This is a genomic window from Streptomyces sp. JL2001 (assembly GCF_050917515.1).
In the GTDB taxonomy this organism is placed as follows: Bacteria; Actinomycetota; Actinomycetes; order Streptomycetales; family Streptomycetaceae; genus Streptomyces.
The window spans coordinates 6,346,568-6,362,508 of record NZ_CP169421.1 but is presented as its reverse complement, the minus strand read 5'-3'; the positions used below and the strand labels follow the sequence as shown (position 1 = coordinate 6,362,508).

The following is a 15,941-nucleotide window of genomic DNA, read 5'->3' as shown; positions in this document are numbered from 1 at the left end:
TGCACGCTCGCCCGGGTCAGCCGGCTGTCGCGGCGAGCTGGAGGTGCCACAGGCCGGGGCGGCCGGTGAGGGTGACGGTCGACAGCGGACGCACGTCGACGTTCCAGTACGTGGCGGGTGGCGCCTTCAGGGCGTACACGAGGGCCGCCCGGACGACGGCGGGTTCGGCGACGGCCACGATCGCGCCGTCCTCCGCGGGCCGGGTGTCGAGCCAGCCCCCTATCCGCGTGATGAAGGCGAGCAGGGTCTCGCCGCCGTGGGGCGCGGTCCGCGGGTCGGAGAGCCAGGCGTCGACGGCGGCGGGTTCCTGGGCGGCGACCTCGGCGAGGGTGAGCCCCCGCCAGCGGCCCATGTCGCAGTCGCGCAGGGCGGGCTGGGCGAGCGGGGCGTACCCCAGGGCCGTGCCCGTCGCCCGGCTTCGGGGCGTCGGGGAGCAGTAGCGCAGCTCGGCCGAGCCGAGCGGCACCAGTGTGTGTGCGGCGACCTGCACCTCGTACCAGCCGGCCTCGTCGAGCGGCCGGTCGTCGTCGAAGCGTTCGGCCAGCAGGGAGGAGCTGCGCGCCGCCGCGACGAGCGTGACCCGAAGACCCATGGGCGCGATCGTGAGGCCGAAAGCGTGGCAGGTCAAGAGGGCATATGCGCGGCGGTGCGCGCGGCCGGGAAGGGGCCGGTGACGGGAGGGTCAGTTCAGCCCGAGAGCCATCCACTTGTCCGGGTTCTGCAATGGCCGGAACCCGACCTTCTCGTAGACCCCGTGGGCGTCCGCGGTGGCCAGCATGACGCGGCGCAGGCCGTACGGCTCCAGGTGGTCGCGGACGGCCGTCACCAGGGCCGTTCCGAGCCCGGTGCCCCGTGCGGTCCGGTCGACGTAGACGTCGCAGAGCCAGGCGAAGGTGGCACGGTCGGTGACGATGCGCGCGTAGGCGGTCATCTCGCCCGTCTCACGGTGGTAGGCGCCGAAGTTCAGGGATCCGTCGATGGCCCGGTCCTGGGTGTCGCGGGACCGTCCGAGGGCCCAGTAGGCGTCGGTGGAGAGCCAGTGGTGGACGCGGGCGCGGTCGAGCCGCTCGGGGTCGGTGGAGAACTCGTGGACGCCGTGGGTGAGGGCGGGGCTGGTGGTCGGGTTGCTCATGGGGCGAAGGCTTCCAGGCGGTCGCCACGCTTGTCAGGTGGATTTGGCCGCCGGGAGGACGCGGGGCGGGCCGGCTCCGGTCCTCTGCCGCCCTGCCGTACGGCGCCGGGCCCGCCCCGTCGCCCGCCGGCCGCGCCCCCGCCGTACGCCCCGCTCACGGCACGAGTTCGTCCACCGCGGCCCGCAGGCGGCGGACGCCTTCGGCGATCTCCGTCGGGCCCGCCACACCGGCGAAGCTCAGCCGGATGTGGCCGGCGGGGGGTTCGGCGCAGAAGTAGGGGCGGCCGGGAGCGAGGGCGACGCCCGTGCGCAGGGCGGTCGCGTGGAGGGCGGACTCGGGGACGGTGTCGGGCAGCCGGAGCCAGAGGTGGTAGCCGCCGGCGGGGACGCGCGCCAGCGTCAGTTCGGGCAGGTGCAGGGCGAGCGCGCCGGCCAGGACGTCCCGGCGGCTCTTCAGCTCCTGGGACACGGCGCGCAGATGGCGGCCCCAGGCGGGCGAGCCGACCAGTTCCAGGGCGGACTCCTGGAAGGGCCGCGGCACGAAGAAGCTGTCGACGACCTGGATGGCACGCAGACGTTCCAGGACCGGGCCGCGGGCGGCGAGGGCCCCGACCCGCATGCTCGCGGAGGTCGGCTTGGTGAGGGAGCAGACGTGGACGACGACCCCGTCGGGGTCGTCGGCGGCCAGCGGCGGGGGCAGGGGGGCGGCGTCCTCGTGCACCAGGCGGCGGGCGAAGTCGTCCTCGACGACGAAGGCGCCGGCGGCCCGGGCGATCGCGACGACCGACCGGCGCCGCTCGGGGCCGAGCACGGCCCCGGTCGGGTTCTGGAACAGCGGCTGGCAGACGAGGACCCGGGCACCGGTCGCGCGGAAGGCGGTCTCCAGGAGGTCCGGGCGGACCCCGTCGGCGTCCGTCGGGACGGGCACCGGGCGCAGGCCGGACGCCCTGGCGACCGCCAGCATGCCGGGATAGGTGGGCGATTCGACGAGGACGGCGGTGCCGGGCGCGGCGAGGGCGCGGAGCGCGGTCGTGATCGCGGACTGGCCGCCCGCGGTGATCAGGATGTCGGCGGCCGTGACGGAGCCGCCGATCTCCCGGGCGAACCACTCGCGGAGTTCGGGCAGGCCGTCCGTGGGCGGGCGGCCCCATGCGCCAGGCCGGCGGCCCGCGCGGGCCAGTGCGGCGGACAGGGCGCGTTCGGGCTGGAGCGAGGGGTGCAGGTATCCGCCGTTGAACTCGATCATGCCCGGCGGCGGGGCGGAGAGGGTGACCAGCACTCCGGAGGCGTCGACGGCCCGGGGGACGAGTTCGGTGGCGCTGTCGGCGCTGAGCGCGACCTCCTGCCAGGAGGTGTCCCCGACGGCCGGTGTGCCGGTCCGCGGCTCGGCCCGGAAGGCACCGGCTCCCGGCCGGGTCACGACCAGCCCTTCCGCGGCGAGCTGCGCGAGGGCCCGGGTGACGGTGACCGGGGAGACGCGATAGCGCTCGACGAGAGCGCGGCTCGATGGCAGCTTCCCACCAGGTGAGTAGCGGTCGAGCTCCGCTTTCAGGGATTTCGCCAGTTCAGCCACACTGCTACGCTCATGCATGACAGCACAGGATAGCGCTACTCGCCCCGGCACGATAGCGGTCGGCAGCTCCCCACAGGCGGGCGGGACCGTTCTCGCCGGTCTCGGCGTGGTCGCCTTCTCGCTCACCTTCCCCTCCACCGTCTGGGGCCTGGAGAGCTTCGGCCCGTGGTCGCTGGTCGCACTGCGCTCCACCCTCGCGGCGCTGATCGCGGGCGCGTTCCTGCTCGTCCTGCGGGTCCCGCTGCCCGAGCGGCGTCACTGGGCGGGTCTCGCCGTCGTCGCCGGCGGTGTCGTGGTCGGCTTCCCGCTGCTCACCAGCCTCGCCCTGCAGACCTCCACGACCTCGCACGCCGCGGTGGTCGTCGGCCTGCTGCCGCTCACCACGGCGACCTTCGCCGCCCTCCGCACCGGCCGCCGGCCGTCCCGCACGTTCTGGTGCGCGGCGCTCGCCGGCGCGGCGGTGGTCATCGGCTTCACCCTGGCGGAGAGCGGCGGATCCCTGTCGGCCGGCGACCCGTACCTCTTCGGCGCGCTCGTCGTCTGTGCCGCCGGCTACACCGAGGGCGGCCGGCTCGCCCGGCTCATGCCCGGCTGGCAGGTCATCGGCTGGGCACTCGTCCTCTGCCTGCCGGTCATGGTGGCCGGCTCGGCCGTGGCGCTCGCCGTGGAGCCGGTGCGCCTCACCGCCCACGGCGTGATCGGGCTGGTCTGGGTGGCCGCCGGTTCGACGTTCTTCGGCCTGTACGTCTGGTACCGCGGCATGGCGGCGATCGGCATCCCCAAGGCCAGCCAGCTCCAGCTCGCGCAGCCGCTGCTGACGCTGGTGTGGTCGGTGTCGCTGCTGGGCGAGCACCTCTCGCCCGCCGCGCCCCTCGCCGCCTGCGCCGTCCTCCTCTGCATCGCCGTCACCCAGCGGGCACGGAGCTGACGGCCCGCTCCGAAGTGACGCAGGTCACCCTCCCGGACGTAGACTGCGAAGTACGACAAGCCCGGCCGCGAGGAGGCAACCCCGATGCAAGCGAGCAAGGGCGACACGTTGCTGGTGCACGGCCGGACCGTCGGACAGCACGACCGTACGGCCGAGGTCATGGAAGTACTGGGCGAGAACGGAACGCCCCCGTACCGCGTGCGATTCGACGACGACGGACACGAGGCCCTGATGGCTCCGGGTCCCGACACCGTCGTACGCCACCACGAGAAGGCGTGAGAGCAGCCCGGACAGCGCCCGGCGCCGGACGACGGCGCCGGGCCTGACCGTGCGGGGCCGCGCCTGGCCCGGGGACGACGGCATCACCGCGGCGGGCGGATCCTCGTCGGGTAGTGGTCGGCCACCACGGCCGCCATCGCGCCGATCCGGTCGGAGCCGACCTCCTTCGCCGAGAAGAAGCAGTGCCCGCGCACACCGGGGTGGCGAGCGGCCAGGGTGAGGTGGCGGGACAGCTCCGCGGGGTCCTGCCAGGCCGCGGGCTGGGCGGGGTCACCGCACTTGTAGAGCGCCTCGCCGACGTAGAGGCCGACGCCGGTGTCCCGCACGACCTCGTCCCACCAGGGCAGCAGCTTGGCGTAGTCGGCGGCGGCGAAGCCGATGTTCCAGTACAGCTGGGGCGCGATGTAGTCGATCCATCCCTCCCTGACCCACTTCCTGGTGTCGGCGTGCAGGTCGTCGTAGGTCTGCACGCCCGCGCTGGTGTCCGAGCCCTCGGGGTCGGTCGCGGCGTTGCGCCAGACCCCGAAGGGGCTCACCCCGAAGTCCACGTGCCGGTCGATCTCCTTGATCCGGGCGGCGGTCTCGGAGACCAGCAGATCGGTGTTGTTCCGACGCCAGGCGGCCTTGTCGGGGAAGTCGGCGCCGTACTCGGCGTAGGCGGCGTCGTCGTCGAAGACCTGGCCGGCGACCGGGTAGGGGTAGAAGTAGTCGTCCCAGTGGACGGCGTCGACGTCGTACCGGCGGACGGCGTCCAGCATCGCGTCCTGGACGAAGCGCCGCACCTCGGGCAGACCGGGGTTGTAGTAGAACTTCCCGCCGTACGGCAGGACCCACTCGGGGTGGAGCCGGGCCGGATGACCGGCCACCAGGCGGGTGGGGTCCGTGTGGTTCGCCACGCGGTACGGGTTGAACCAGGCGTGCAGTTCCAGACCCCGGTCGTGGGCCTCCGCCACCGCCGTGCCCAGCGGGTCCCATCCCGGGTCGCGGCCCTGTACCCCGGTGAGGCACTGCGCCCACGGCTCGTACGGCGACGGCCACAGGGCGTCGGCGGTCGGCCGGACCTGGAGGACGACGGCGTTGAGCCGGCGCGCGACGGCCGTGTCCAGGTGGGCGAGGAGTTCGGCCCGCTGCTCCTCGGCCGTGAGCCCGGCGCGCGAGGGCCAGTCGCGGTTGGCGACGGTCGCCAGCCACACGCCGCGGAACTCCCTGCGCCGCCGCCCGCGGCCCGCCGCGGAGGCCGCGGCCGCCGGGGCGGCGCCGGTCAGTCCGGCGGCCGCGAGAGCCGCTCCCGTGGTGCCCGCCACGAACCCTCTTCTGCCGATAGGCCGCACTTTGTCACCCCTCGTGTGTCGGATACGTCACAGCTACCCGGACAGCATGCCCACCCCGGGGCGATCGATCATCGGTAGATGCGGAGTAACGTCGTGGGGTCGAGGCGGACGCACCGGAATCACACGGGCCCGCCGCCAGAGAAGAGCGAAAGGCACGAGGTGACGGACTCCATGGCCGACATTGAGCGCATCGGAGTGGTCGGCTGCGGCCAGATGGGCGCGGGCATCGCGGAGGTGTGCGCCCGCAGCGGCCTCGAGGTGAAGGTCGCCGAGACCACCGGCGAGGCGCTGGAGATCGGTCGCACGCGGCTCTACAACTCGCTGACCAAGGCCGCCGAACGCGGCAAGATCAGCGAGGAGGAGCGGGACGCGACGCTGGCGCGGCTCAGCTTCACCACCGACCTGGGCGAGTTCGCCGACCGCGACCTCGTCATCGAGGCCGTCGTCGAGAACGAGCAGGTCAAGACCGAGATCTTCCAGGTGCTCGACCAGGTGATGACGCGTCCCGACGCCATCCTGGCCTCGAACACGTCCTCCATCCCCCTGGTGAAGCTGGCCGTGGCGACCTCGCGTCCCGACCAGGTCATCGGCATCCACTTCTTCAACCCGGCCCCGGTGCAGAAGCTCGTCGAGCTGATCCCGGCCCTCACCACCTCCGAGGGCACGATCAGCCGGGCGCAGATGTTCGCGGAGAAGGTGCTGGGCAAGCACGCGATCCGCGCGCAGGACCGGTCCGGCTTCGTGGTCAACGCCCTGCTGGTGCCGTACCTGCTCTCCGCGATCCGGATGTTCGAGTCGGGCATCGCGAGCCGCGAGGACATCGACAACGGCATGGAGTTCGGCTGCGCCCACCCGATGGGTCCGCTGAAGCTCTCGGACCTGATCGGCCTCGACACCATCGCCTCGATCGCCGACTCGATGTACAGCGAGTTCAAGGAGCCGCTGTACGCCGCTCCCCCGCTGCTCCAGCGCATGGTGGACGCGGGTCGCCTCGGCCGCAAGACGGGCTCGGGCTTCTACCCGTACGCCTGAGTCCCGGCCGGTACGCCGGTTCCGCTTCCCGCCGCGCCGGTGGGACCGCTCCGGAGCCGCCGCGCCTTCCCGCCTCACCGTCGCACCCTCCGGACGGCCCGTTCACCCGCACAGGTACGGACCGTCCGGCCGGTGTTCCGGCGGCCCCCCGTTCGTCCACCCGGTGCTCGGACGGCTGAGCCGCCCGGACGTCCGGGCGGCTCAGCCCAGGCGCAGGTGGTGCAGCATCAGCAGCCCCGCGGCCATGTTGGCGGCCGGGATCTCCCCGCGGGAGATCATGTCGGGGACCAGCTTGAGCGGTATCCACTCGCGGCGTGAGGACTCGAAGTCGTCCTCCGGCGGCCCGATGTACGTCGCCTCCTCCGCCCAGTAGAGATGGTGCCGCGCGTCCGTGAGGCCGTTGGACGGCTCCACGGTGAGGAGATGGCGCAGCGGGCCGGGGCGCCAGCCCGTCTCCTCCTCCATCTCGCGGGCGGCGGCGGCCTCGACGGACTCGCCGTCCTCGACGACACCGGCGGCCAGCTCCCAGCCCCAGCTGTCGGTGATGAAGCGGTGGCGCCAGAGCATCAGCACCTCGTTGGCCTCGTTGACGACGGTCGCCACGGCCACCGGGCGCAGCCGGATCAGGTAGTGGTCCAGGTGGCGGCCGTCCGGGAGTTCGACGTCCGCGAGGTTCACCCGGAACCAGCGGTTCTCATACACAGGCTGTTCGCTAAGTTTCGTCCACTGCACGTTTCTGCCACCTTCCGATTGGTCGGTGGCAATATCGCAGCAGTCACGGGCTCACAGGGGAACGCGCAGGGCTCCGTCGATGAGTTCCGCCGCCTCCCGGGCGTCCGCGCAGTCGGTCGCCAGGAGGTGTTCCCGCACCAGGCGCAGCCGGTCACGCAGCCGCCTCGACTCCATCCCCCGCGCCTGTTCGGTCATCTCCACCGCGGTCCGCGCCGCCTCGTCGGCGTCCCCCTGCCGCAGTTCGATCTGGCACAGCATCGCCAGCCGGTGCACCCTCCCCCGGTCATGGGCGGGTGTCCCCACGGCCGCGAGCGCGTGCTCCCGCGCGGCAGGGACGTCGCCCAGGCTGAGCAGCGCCTCGGCGACCTGCACGTTGACCAGCCCGGGCTGGACGTAGCCGGTCTCGGCCGGCTCGTGGACCGGGCTGATCCGCACCGCCTCGGACTCCGCGCGCCGGATGCACGACAACGCCGCCGTGCCGTCGCCGAGATGGGCGTACGCCTTCGCCTGCATCGCGGAGAGGTCGGCGGCCAGGGCCGGGGTGATCTCCGAACCCGCCGAACGCAGGGCCGACTCGGCGAAGGCCACCGCCTGCCGGTACTCCCCCATGAACAACGACTGGTTGACGAGCAGCGCGACCACGTAGGCGCCGAGCCCGCGGTCCCCGCTCGCCTTGGCGAGCCGCAGCGCCTGGTGGAAGTAGCGCTGCGCGAGCCCCAGCGCGTCCGAGTCGTAGGCGCAGATCCCGGCCACCGCCACCAGGCCGCCGGTGGCCCGGTGGAGCTGCCGGCCCAGGCTGTCGCTGTAGGCGCCGCGGAGCAGCGGCGCGGTCTCCGCGTTGAGGAAGCCGACGATCCGGCTGCGCGTCGCGATGCCACCGGCCTTGCGGTACATCTGCTCGTAGTGCGCGCGGGCCGCACGCAGCATGGTGATGTCCGCCATCGAGACCCGGGTGAGCCCGTCACGGGAGACGTCGGCGTCCTCCGGCGGGTTCTCCCACTCCCACACCGGCATGACCGCGGGGGTGCCGGTGACGGCCTGCGCGCCGAGTATGTGCGGGCGCTGCTGTTCGTCGGAGCGCCACAGCGCGGCGGCCCGCTCGACGAAGCCGGACAGCGAGGAGGTCTGCGACCCCCCGGATTCGCCGGGCACGCCCAGGCCGATGTCGTCGAGGGTGACCACCCGGTGCAGTCGCTTGGCCAGCACCTCGCAGATCAGGTCCGGGACCTGACCGCGCGGCCGCTGCCCCTTCAACCAGCGCGCCACGGCGGTGTGTTCGTAGCGCAGGGCGAGTCCGCGGGAACGGCCCGCCTGGTTCACATGGGCGGCGAGGCCGGCATGGGAGACGCCCGCTTCGCCGAGCAGGGCGTCGAGCAGGGTGTTGGGCTGCATGGCCCCTCCGTGGATCGGTGCGCACAGCGTAGTAGAGGCCGGTTTCGCACGGGGTGTGAACGAAGTACCCGTTCTTCCCCTCCGTGCACTCTGTCGCCCTGTTGTGGCCACCGGTTGACTGAGCTCTCTCGCCGCAAGGCGAGGGGCCGCCGGCTCCCCCCCTTACAGTGCGGCGGCCCGCTCCGCGTCGTCCGCTCTGCCGATCTGCCCGACACTCCGTGGCAGGGCGGGCGACGCCGGCCTCAGGAAACCCGTCGCTCACAGGTGAGGGGAGGGTGCAGGCCGGGTACGGCGCAGCCCGGGTTCGGCGGGCTGCGCCGGTATCCGCGGCCGGTCGTTGCGGAGGACCAGCAGGGCCACGTCGTCCGCCGGACGGCCCTTGGTGTGACGCAGCAGCGCGCCGTGCACGCGGCGGACCAGCGCGGCGGGCGGCGGGCACGGATCGCGGCCCGCCTCGGCCAGGACCGCTTCGAGGTCGAAGAACCGGCCGGCGCCGTCCCGGGCGTCCTGCGCGCCGTCGGTGTGCAGCACGAGCAGGTCGCCCGGCGAGAGCCGGGCGCACGGGTACGGGGAGAGGTCGGCGGGCAACGGGAAGGTGCCCAGCGGCGGAAGCGGGTCGCCGGTGGAGACCGCCTCGACCCGGCGGCCGATCCGGTACGGGCCCGGGTGGCCGCAGTTGAGCGCGAGGACCTCGTCGTCCGGACGGATCTCCAGGAGCAGGACGGTGACGAACTCCTCCGCCGCCGGGTGCTCCGCGGCGCGGCCGGGCCGGTCGGAGCACTCGTCGACGGCCGCCTCGCGAAGATGGCGCCCGAGGGCACGGTCGAGACGGCGCAGCACGCCGCCGAGTTCTGGCTCGTCGTGGGCGGCCTCGCGGAAGCTGCCCAGCACGGCCACGACCGCGCCGAGGGCGGCGAGTCCGTGCCCGCGGACGTCACCGATGATCACCCGCACGCCGTAGGGAGTGGCCACCGCCTCGTAGAGGTCGCCGCCGACGACCGCGCCCCGGGAGGCCGAGAGCTGGCCCGCCGCGACGGTCAGACCGTCGATCCGGGGCGCCGGCGGGCGCAGCAGCGCCTGCTGGGTGGCATGGGCGATGACGCGCATCCGTCGCAGCTCGCGGGCGAGGCCGTGCCGGATCCCCAGGACCAGGCCGGTGCCGACGCCGAGGAACACGACGCCGGTCGCGACGCGCAGGGCGACCCCCGGTTGCTGGGCCGCCGGACAGGTGAGTCTCCAGGTGGCGGCGACCGCTCCCCAGAGGGCGGGGAGGCCGAGCGGGCCCAGCCGGCGCAGCCGTGAACCCGGGGAGAGCGACGATCGTGAACGGATCATGCACGGCCCTTCCTGAGGCCCTGCAGCGCCCGAAGGCCCTGCGGCACACAAGGCCGCCCCTGTGGCCGCGTTGATTGTGCCGAGCGCCCCGGGCGTGGCGGAACACCCCTCGGCGATCTCACCCGAAGGAGTGAGCGCCCTCGGCGCGCCGCCCCGCGCCACCGTCTCGCCACCCGAACGGCAGACCGACGGTCGCACGGGTGAGCACAGAAGACCCGTCCGGGCCGACGTCGTCAGGCGTCCCGTCCGACACCGCGGTCGGGGGCGCTCATGTCCCCCGTCCCGGGCGTGCCGTCGGCGAGCCCGTAGCGCAGGTAGACGGTGCCCCGGGGGCTGGCCACCGGCGGTGCGAGGAGCGTGATGTTCGTGGGCACCTCGCCGCCGTCGAACACCTTCTTGCCGACGCCGAGCACGATCGGGTGCACCCAGAGGTCGAGACGGTCGAAGAGCTTCTCGCGCAGGAGGGTCTGCACCAGGTTCAGGCTCCCGACGACCTTGACGTGCTCGTGCCGGTCACGGATCTCGCGCACCGCGGCAGCCAGATCCGGGCCGAGCTGCGTCGATCCGGCCCACGAGAGGTCCGGCCTGCCGCGCGAGGCCACGTACTTCGGGACGCTGTTGAAGAGCGTGGCGATCTCGTTGTCCTCGCCGCCCTCCTGGTGCGGCCAGTAGGCGGCGAAGATGTCGTACGTCCGCCGGCCGAGCAGGAGGGCGTCCGTGCCCTCGTACGCGGCTCCGACCTGCGCTCCTGCGACCTCGTCCAGCAGCGGCGCCTGCCAGCCGCCGTACGGGAACCCCTCCGGGTCCTCGTCGGGGCCGCCGGGCGCCTGCCCGACGAGGTCGAGGGTGGTGAACAGCTCGATGTGAATGAGACCCATGCGGTACTCCCGATCGGTTGTCGCGGTCGGTCGAACAGCGCGGGCCGACCGATCCGACGAGCACGGCACGGTGCCCTGCCTTCGCCGGCGGACCGGGACGCCGCACCGGCGCTCCCCCACGTTAGATCACCCACCGCGTCCGGCCCGGGTGGCGTGCCCGCGTCCGGCGGGAGGTTCCCGCGCCGCCGACGCCGACACGCCGCAGGGGGCCGGTCACGGGCGCGAACCCGGTGACCGGCCCCCTGCGGGTGCCGTGAGCGGACGCGGTCAGGCGCCGCGCAGCGTGGCGCCGGTGCGCTCGGTGGCGAGGGACACGGCCGCGTCACGCGCGGCGGTGGCCTCGTCGACCGTGAGCGTGCGGTCCGCGGCCCGGAACTTCAGGGCGTAGGCGAGGGACTTCTTGCCCTCGTCGACCTGCCCACCGGTGTAGACGTCGAACAGCCGGACGGACTCCAGCAGTTCACCGGCACCGTCGCGCAGCGCGGCCTCGACCGTGTCGGCCGGGACCTTCGCGTCGACGACCAGGGCGACGTCCTGGGTGGCGACCGGGAAGGTGGAGATCCGGGGGGCCTTCAGCGGTCCCTCGCTCGCCGCCTCGACCAGGTCCAGGTTCAGCTCCATCGCGCAGGTGCGGGCCGGCAGGCCGAGCGCCTTCACCACGCGCGGGTGCAGCTCGCCCGCGTAGCCGGCCACCTGCTCCTGGCCGTCGACGGTCACGAAGAGACCGGCGCAGCGGCCCGGGTGCCACGGACCGTACTGGTCCTGACGGATGATCAGCTTCGTGCCGGCCTCGCGGGCCACCGTGCGGGCGGCCTCGACCGCGTCCGCCCAGTCGGTCGGGCGGCCCTTGCCCCACCAGCCGGCCTGCTCGCGCGCACCGGCGAGGACGACGGCGGCGTGCCGCGGCTGCTCGGGCAGCGCGGCGTTGACCTCCGCGATCTCCGCGTCGGTGGGCCGGCGGTCGACGGGCAGGCGTACCGTGACGCCCGCGTTCCCGGTGGCCCGGAAGACCAGTCCGGTCTCGAAGAGCGCCAGGTCGTGCGAGCCGCGGCCGTCGTTGCGGCGCAGCGCCCCGAGGAGGCCCGGGAGCAGCGTCGTACGGAGCGCGGGCTCCTCGTCGGAGAGCGGGTTGACGAGCTTGACCACGCGGCGGCAGGCGTCCTCCGCGTCCAGGCCGAGCTGGTCGAAGACCTGCTCGCCGATGAACGGGTAGTTCAGCGCCTCCACGTAGCCGGCGCCGGCCAGGGCGCGGCCCACACGGCGGTGGGTGCGCTGGCGCTCGGTCAGACCGCGGCCGGCCGGGGGCTTCGGCAGGGTCGAGGGCAGGTTCTCGTACCCCTCGAGCCGGATGACCTCCTCGGCGAGGTCGTTGGGCTCGTTCAGGTCGGGGCGCCACGACGGGACCGTGACGACCAGCTCGTCCTGGCCGTAGACGTCGCAGCCGACCTCCTGCAGGCGGCGTACGACGGTCTCGCGACCGTAGTCGACGCCCGCGACGCGGTCCGGGTGGTCCGCCGGGATCGTGATCGTGCGCGGCGCGGACGGGGCGACGATCTCGGTGACCCCGGCCTCGGCCGTGCCGCCCGCGAGCAGCACGAGCAGGTCGACGGTGCGCTGCGCGGCGGCCGCCGCGGCCTGCGGGTCGACCCCGCGCTCGAAGCGCTTGGACGCCTCGGAGCCCAGCCTGTGACGACGGGCGGTGCGGGCGATGGAGATCGCGTCGAAGTGCGCGGCCTCGATGACGACCTCGGTGGTCGCGCCGGCCTCCTCGCCGTGGTCGGCGATCTCCGTGTTGGCGCCGCCCATGACACCGGCGATGCCGATCGGCCCGCGGTTGTCGACGATGACCAGGTCCGCGCCGTCCAGGACGCGCTGGGCGCCGTCCAGCGTGGTGATCTTCTCGCCGTGCGCGGCGCGCCGGACCCCGATGGGGCCGTCGAGCCGGGTGCGGTCGTAGGCGTGCAGCGGCTGGCCGAGCTCCAGCATCACGTAGTTGGTGATGTCGACGGCCAGCGAGATCGGGCGCATGCCCGCCTTCTGCAGGCGCCGCGCCATCCAGATCGGGGTGCGGGCCTCCGGCTCCAGGCCGACGACGGTGCGCGCGGTGAAGCGGTCGCAGCCGATCGGGTCGACGATCTGGACCGGGTAGCCGTACGAGTTCGGCGCCGGCACGTCGAGCAGCGCCGGGTCGCGCAGCGGCAGGCCGTAGGCGATGGCGGCCTCGCGGGCGACGCCGCGCATCGAGAGGCAGTAGCCGCGGTCGGGCGTGACGGCGATGTCGAGGACCTCGTCGTACAGCTCCAGGAGCTTGGTGGCGTCGATGCCGACCTCGAGCTCGCGCGGCAGCACGATGATGCCGTGCGTGCCGTCGTCGCCCATGCCGAGCTCGTCGCCGGAGCAGATCATGCCGCGGGAGACCCGGCCGTACGTCTTGCGCTCGGCGATCCGGAAGTCACCGGGGAGCACGGCGCCGGGCAGCGCCACGACGACCTTGTCGCCCTCGGCGAAGTTCCGGGCGCCGCAGATGATCTCCTGCGGCTCGCCGGTGCCGTTGGCCTGGCCGACGTCGACGGTGCAGAAGCGGATGGGCTTCTTGAACTCCGTCAGCTCCTCGATGGTGCGGACCTGGCCGACGACGAGCGGACCGGTCAGGCCGGCGCCGAGCTGCTCGACGCTCTCGACCTCGAGGCCTGCCGAAATGAGCTTGGCCTGGACGTCGCGTCCGGTCTCCGTCGCCGGCAGGTCGACGTACTCCCGCAGCCAAGAAAGCGGGACCCGCATCAGATCTCCATCCCGAACGGCCGGGTGAACCGGATGTCACCCTCGACCATGTCTCGCATGTCATCGACGTTGTGGCGGAACATCAGCATCCGCTCGATTCCGAACCCGAAGGCGAAACCGCTGTACTTCTCCGGGTCGACACCGCAGGCGACCAGCACCTTCGGGTTGACCATGCCGCAGCCGCCCAGCTCGATCCAGCCCTCGCTGCCGCAGGTGCGGCAGGGGCGGTCCGGGTTGCCGACGGACTCGCCGCGGCAGACGTAGCAGAGCATGTCCATCTCGGCGGACGGCTCGGTGAAGGGGAAGAAGTTCGGCCGGAGCCGGGTCTTCATGTCCGGCCCGAAGAGCGCCTGGACCATGTGGTCCAGGGTGCCCTTGAGGTCGGCCATGGTGAGGCCCTCGTCGACGGCGAGCAGCTCGATCTGGTGGAAGACCGGGGTGTGCGTGGCGTCGAGCTCGTCGGTGCGGTAGACGCGGCCGGGGCAGACGACGTAGACCGGGGGCTCCCGGTCGATGAGCGTGCGGGCCTGCACCGGGGAGGTGTGGGTGCGCAGCACGACACCGGACTCGTCGCCGGTGGTGGCCTTGCCGTCGGCGCCGGTGCCCTCGACGAAGAAGGTGTCCTGCATCTGCCGGGCCGGGTGGTCCGGGACGAAGTTCAGGGCGTCGAAGTTGAACCACTCCGCCTCGACCTCGGGGCCCTCGGCGACCTCGTACCCCATGGAGACGAAGACGTCGGCGACCCGCTCCATGAGCGTGGTCAGCGGGTGGCGGGCGCCGGCCGGGACGCGGTCGTACGGAAGGGTGACGTCCACCGCCTCCTCGACGAGGACGCGGGCGTCGCGCTCGGCCTCCAGCTCGGCCTGGCGGCCGGCCAGGGCCTTGGAGACGGCGCCGCGGGCCTGGCCCACGAGCTTGCCGGCGGCGGCCTTGGCCTGCGGCGGCAGCGCGCCGATCTCCCGGTTCGCGAGCGCGAGCGGCGAGGTGCCACCGGTGTGCGCGACCTTGGCGTGCGCGAGCGCGTCGAGGTCACCCGCGGCGGCGAAGGCGGCGAGCGCCTCGTCCCGCATGCGCTCGATCTCTTCCGGTTTCAAGGCCTCGACCTCGACGGGGTCGTACGACTTATTGGGTGCGGACATCTCTTCCCGTGCTTCCGTTTGGCTGGCTGGGCGCGGCCCCGCTCGACGACAAGGGCGCAAACGTGCCAAAGGTCGAGTCTAACGGGGTGCGAGGACGCGAATGAGCCCGTGGGCTGCCCGGACGGCTCGTGATCTCGTCAGGCGAGATGGGCCGGGGTGCCGACGGGCAGGATAAATCGGAACTCGGCGCCGCCCCGGGGGCCGCGTCCGACGGTGATCGTGCCGCCGTGGGCCTCGACGATGCCCTTGACGATGTAGAGGCCCAGGCCGGTGCCACCGCGCTTGCTCCCCCGCCAGAAGCGGGTGAAGACGCGGCCCATCGACTCCTCGGGGATGCCGGGGCCTTCGTCGCTCACGGTGACTGCCGTACCTTTCTCGTCGTCCTCCAGCAGGGCGGGTGCCACCTCGATGGTGACGGTTCCCTCGCCGTGCCGCACCGCATTTTCCAGCAGGTTGCCGAGCACCTGGTCGACCTTGTCCGGATCGGCCCACAGATCGGGCAGCCCGGGCCGCACGCGCACGAAGAACCGGTCCGGGGACTGGCCGCCGGTCGTGTGGGCCTGGATGTGGCGGCCGACGGCCGCGGCGACGTCCACGGGCTGCCGGCGCACCTCCAGCCGCCCGGAGTCGATCCGGGAGATGTCGAGCAGCTCGGCGATGAGCCGGGTGATGCGGTTGGCGTCGGCGTCGACGGTCTCCAGCATCAGCCGCTTCTGGGCGTCGGTGAAGCGTTCCCATTTGGCGAGGAGGGTCGCCGTGAAGCCCTTGACCGAGGTCAGCGGGGAGCGCAGTTCGTGGGCGACGGTGGCGATGAGCTCGGCGTGGCTGCGCTCGGTGCGCCGGCGGGCCTCGGTGCCGCGCAGGCTCACGACGACGCGGCGGACCGGTCCCGTGGGGTGCTCGCGGACGTAGCGGGCGGAGACGAGGACCTCGCGGCCGCCGGGCAGGAGGAGGTTGCGCTCGGGCTGGCCGCTGCGGGTGGCCAGGCCGCCGTACGGGTCGGTGAGGGGCCACCAGCGCCGGCCCTTCAGGTCCTCCAGGGGCAGGGCCTGCTCCAGCGGGAGGCCGAGGGCCTGGCCGCGGGACACCGAGGCGATGCGGCCGGCGGCGGCGTTGAAGCAGACGATCCGGCCGGTCTCGTCGGCGACGACGAGACCGTCGGGCAGGTCGTCGGGGTCGATGCCGGGGAGGGCGTGCACGCCTCCGCCGGGCGCCTGGCCGGGGCTCCCGGTCCCGTCCGGATCCGATGCCTCCGGGTGCTCCGGGTCTCCCTGGGCACGCGGCGGGGCGCCTTGTGCCTGTGCGGGACTGTCCGTGCCGACCGTCATCCCCGTTCCCCCACCCCTTCGTGTAGCGCAGTGGGCCCCCGAGCCCGTCACCCTACTAGGTGGAGGTGTCCGAATGGACCC

The 15,941-nt window shown here is 73.3% G+C and carries 14 protein-coding genes; 3 read left to right on the top strand and 11 right to left on the bottom strand.

Translation table 11 applies throughout. The features are described 5' to 3' along the window. Positions 1 to 16 precede the first annotated feature (16 nt). The 3 genes from ACE1OA_RS28385 to ACE1OA_RS28375 form a co-directional block, all read right to left on the bottom strand. Entirely contained in the window at positions 17 to 592 is a 576-nt protein-coding gene (locus ACE1OA_RS28385; RefSeq protein ID WP_356600977.1) for a histidine phosphatase family protein, read from the bottom strand. 90 nt (positions 593 to 682) lie between these two features. Beyond that, positions 683 to 1,132 (bottom strand): GNAT family N-acetyltransferase, encoded by a 450-nt coding sequence (locus ACE1OA_RS28380; protein ID WP_432753576.1) that lies wholly within the window; start codon positions 1,130 to 1,132, stop codon positions 683 to 685. Positions 1,133 to 1,286: 154 nt separating this feature from the next. Then, entirely contained in the window at positions 1,287 to 2,723 is a 1,437-nt protein-coding gene (locus tag ACE1OA_RS28375) for a PLP-dependent aminotransferase family protein (protein WP_432753575.1), read from the bottom strand. On the opposite strand from ACE1OA_RS28375, the gene ACE1OA_RS28370 reads away from it, so the two are divergent. Continuing rightward, on the top strand, positions 2,722 to 3,633 hold the full coding sequence (locus ACE1OA_RS28370; protein WP_356600980.1) for a DMT family transporter: 912 nt from the start codon (positions 2,722 to 2,724) through the stop codon (positions 3,631 to 3,633). The two genes, ACE1OA_RS28375 and ACE1OA_RS28370, sit on opposite strands and share 2 nt — an antisense overlap. Positions 3,634 to 3,717: 84 nt before the next feature. Beyond that, positions 3,718 to 3,912 carry a DUF1918 domain-containing protein gene (locus ACE1OA_RS28365; RefSeq protein ID WP_356600981.1) on the top strand — a complete coding sequence of 65 codons (195 nt, stop codon included), beginning with the start codon at positions 3,718 to 3,720 and terminating at the stop codon, positions 3,910 to 3,912. A gap of 83 nt (positions 3,913 to 3,995) precedes the next feature. On the opposite strand, the gene ACE1OA_RS28360 is transcribed toward ACE1OA_RS28365, so the two are convergent. Next, complete coding sequence (locus ACE1OA_RS28360) at positions 3,996 to 5,216, bottom strand: glycoside hydrolase family 10 protein (RefSeq protein ID WP_432753574.1); 1,221 nt, start codon at positions 5,214 to 5,216, stop codon at positions 3,996 to 3,998. 198 nt (positions 5,217 to 5,414) lie between these two features. On the opposite strand from ACE1OA_RS28360, the gene ACE1OA_RS28355 reads away from it, so the two are divergent. Further along, entirely contained in the window at positions 5,415 to 6,275 is an 861-nt protein-coding gene (locus ACE1OA_RS28355; protein WP_356600983.1) for a 3-hydroxybutyryl-CoA dehydrogenase, read from the top strand. Between the two features lie 201 nt (positions 6,276 to 6,476). Here ACE1OA_RS28355 and ACE1OA_RS28350 read toward each other — a convergent pair whose 3' ends face one another. From ACE1OA_RS28350 to ACE1OA_RS28320, 7 genes are all read right to left on the bottom strand, one after another. Beyond that, complete coding sequence (locus ACE1OA_RS28350; protein ID WP_356600984.1) at positions 6,477 to 7,007, bottom strand: NUDIX hydrolase; 531 nt, start codon at positions 7,005 to 7,007, stop codon at positions 6,477 to 6,479. Between the two features lie 51 nt (positions 7,008 to 7,058). Next, positions 7,059 to 8,399 (bottom strand): transcriptional regulator, encoded by a 1,341-nt coding sequence (locus tag ACE1OA_RS28345; protein WP_432753573.1) that lies wholly within the window; start codon positions 8,397 to 8,399, stop codon positions 7,059 to 7,061. 258 nt (positions 8,400 to 8,657) lie between these two features. Beyond that, the gene (locus ACE1OA_RS28340; RefSeq protein ID WP_432753572.1) at positions 8,658 to 9,734 is read right to left on the bottom strand and encodes a PP2C family protein-serine/threonine phosphatase; all 1,077 of its coding nucleotides are present in this window, start codon (positions 9,732 to 9,734) and stop codon (positions 8,658 to 8,660) included. 233 nt (positions 9,735 to 9,967) lie between these two features. After that, complete coding sequence (locus ACE1OA_RS28335) at positions 9,968 to 10,612, bottom strand: dihydrofolate reductase family protein (protein WP_432753571.1); 645 nt, start codon at positions 10,610 to 10,612, stop codon at positions 9,968 to 9,970. 267 nt (positions 10,613 to 10,879) lie between these two features. Further along, entirely contained in the window at positions 10,880 to 13,393 is a 2,514-nt protein-coding gene (gene pheT / locus ACE1OA_RS28330; RefSeq protein ID WP_432753570.1) for a phenylalanine--tRNA ligase subunit beta, read from the bottom strand. Then, a complete protein-coding gene (gene pheS, locus ACE1OA_RS28325) occupies positions 13,393 to 14,532 on the bottom strand; it encodes a phenylalanine--tRNA ligase subunit alpha (protein ID WP_147977185.1) in 1,140 nt (379 codons plus the stop codon). The genes pheT and pheS overlap by 1 nt, the downstream gene beginning before the upstream one ends. Before the next feature lie 137 nt (positions 14,533 to 14,669). Further along, positions 14,670 to 15,860, bottom strand: a complete 1,191-nt coding sequence (locus ACE1OA_RS28320) for a sensor histidine kinase (protein WP_356600989.1) — start codon at positions 15,858 to 15,860, stop codon at positions 14,670 to 14,672. Between the last annotated feature and the right edge of the window lie 81 nt (positions 15,861 to 15,941).

Bases quoted from the DNA above. Each gene is read 5' to 3' on its own strand.
- ACE1OA_RS28385 (WP_356600977.1), bottom strand. From the start codon at position 592: ATGGGTCTTCGGGTCACGCTCGTCGCGGCGGCGCGCAGCTCCTCCCTG.
- ACE1OA_RS28380 (WP_432753576.1), bottom strand. From the start codon at position 1,132: ATGAGCAACCCGACCACCAGCCCCGCCCTCACCCACGGCGTCCACGAG.
- ACE1OA_RS28370 (WP_356600980.1), top strand. From the start codon at position 2,722: ATGACAGCACAGGATAGCGCTACTCGCCCCGGCACGATAGCGGTCGGC.
- ACE1OA_RS28375 (WP_432753575.1), bottom strand. From the start codon at position 2,723: ATGCATGAGCGTAGCAGTGTGGCTGAACTGGCGAAATCCCTGAAAGCG.
- ACE1OA_RS28365 (WP_356600981.1), top strand. From the start codon at position 3,718: ATGCAAGCGAGCAAGGGCGACACGTTGCTGGTGCACGGCCGGACCGTC.
- ACE1OA_RS28355 (WP_356600983.1), top strand. From the start codon at position 5,415: ATGGCCGACATTGAGCGCATCGGAGTGGTCGGCTGCGGCCAGATGGGC.
- ACE1OA_RS28345 (WP_432753573.1), bottom strand. From the start codon at position 8,399: ATGCAGCCCAACACCCTGCTCGACGCCCTGCTCGGCGAAGCGGGCGTC.
- ACE1OA_RS28340 (WP_432753572.1), bottom strand. From the start codon at position 9,734: ATGATCCGTTCACGATCGTCGCTCTCCCCGGGTTCACGGCTGCGCCGG.
- ACE1OA_RS28335 (WP_432753571.1), bottom strand. From the start codon at position 10,612: ATGGGTCTCATTCACATCGAGCTGTTCACCACCCTCGACCTCGTCGGG.
- pheT (WP_432753570.1), bottom strand. From the start codon at position 13,393: ATGCGGGTCCCGCTTTCTTGGCTGCGGGAGTACGTCGACCTGCCGGCG.
- pheS (WP_147977185.1), bottom strand. From the start codon at position 14,532: ATGTCCGCACCCAATAAGTCGTACGACCCCGTCGAGGTCGAGGCCTTG.
- ACE1OA_RS28320 (WP_356600989.1), bottom strand. From the start codon at position 15,860: ATGACGGTCGGCACGGACAGTCCCGCACAGGCACAAGGCGCCCCGCCG.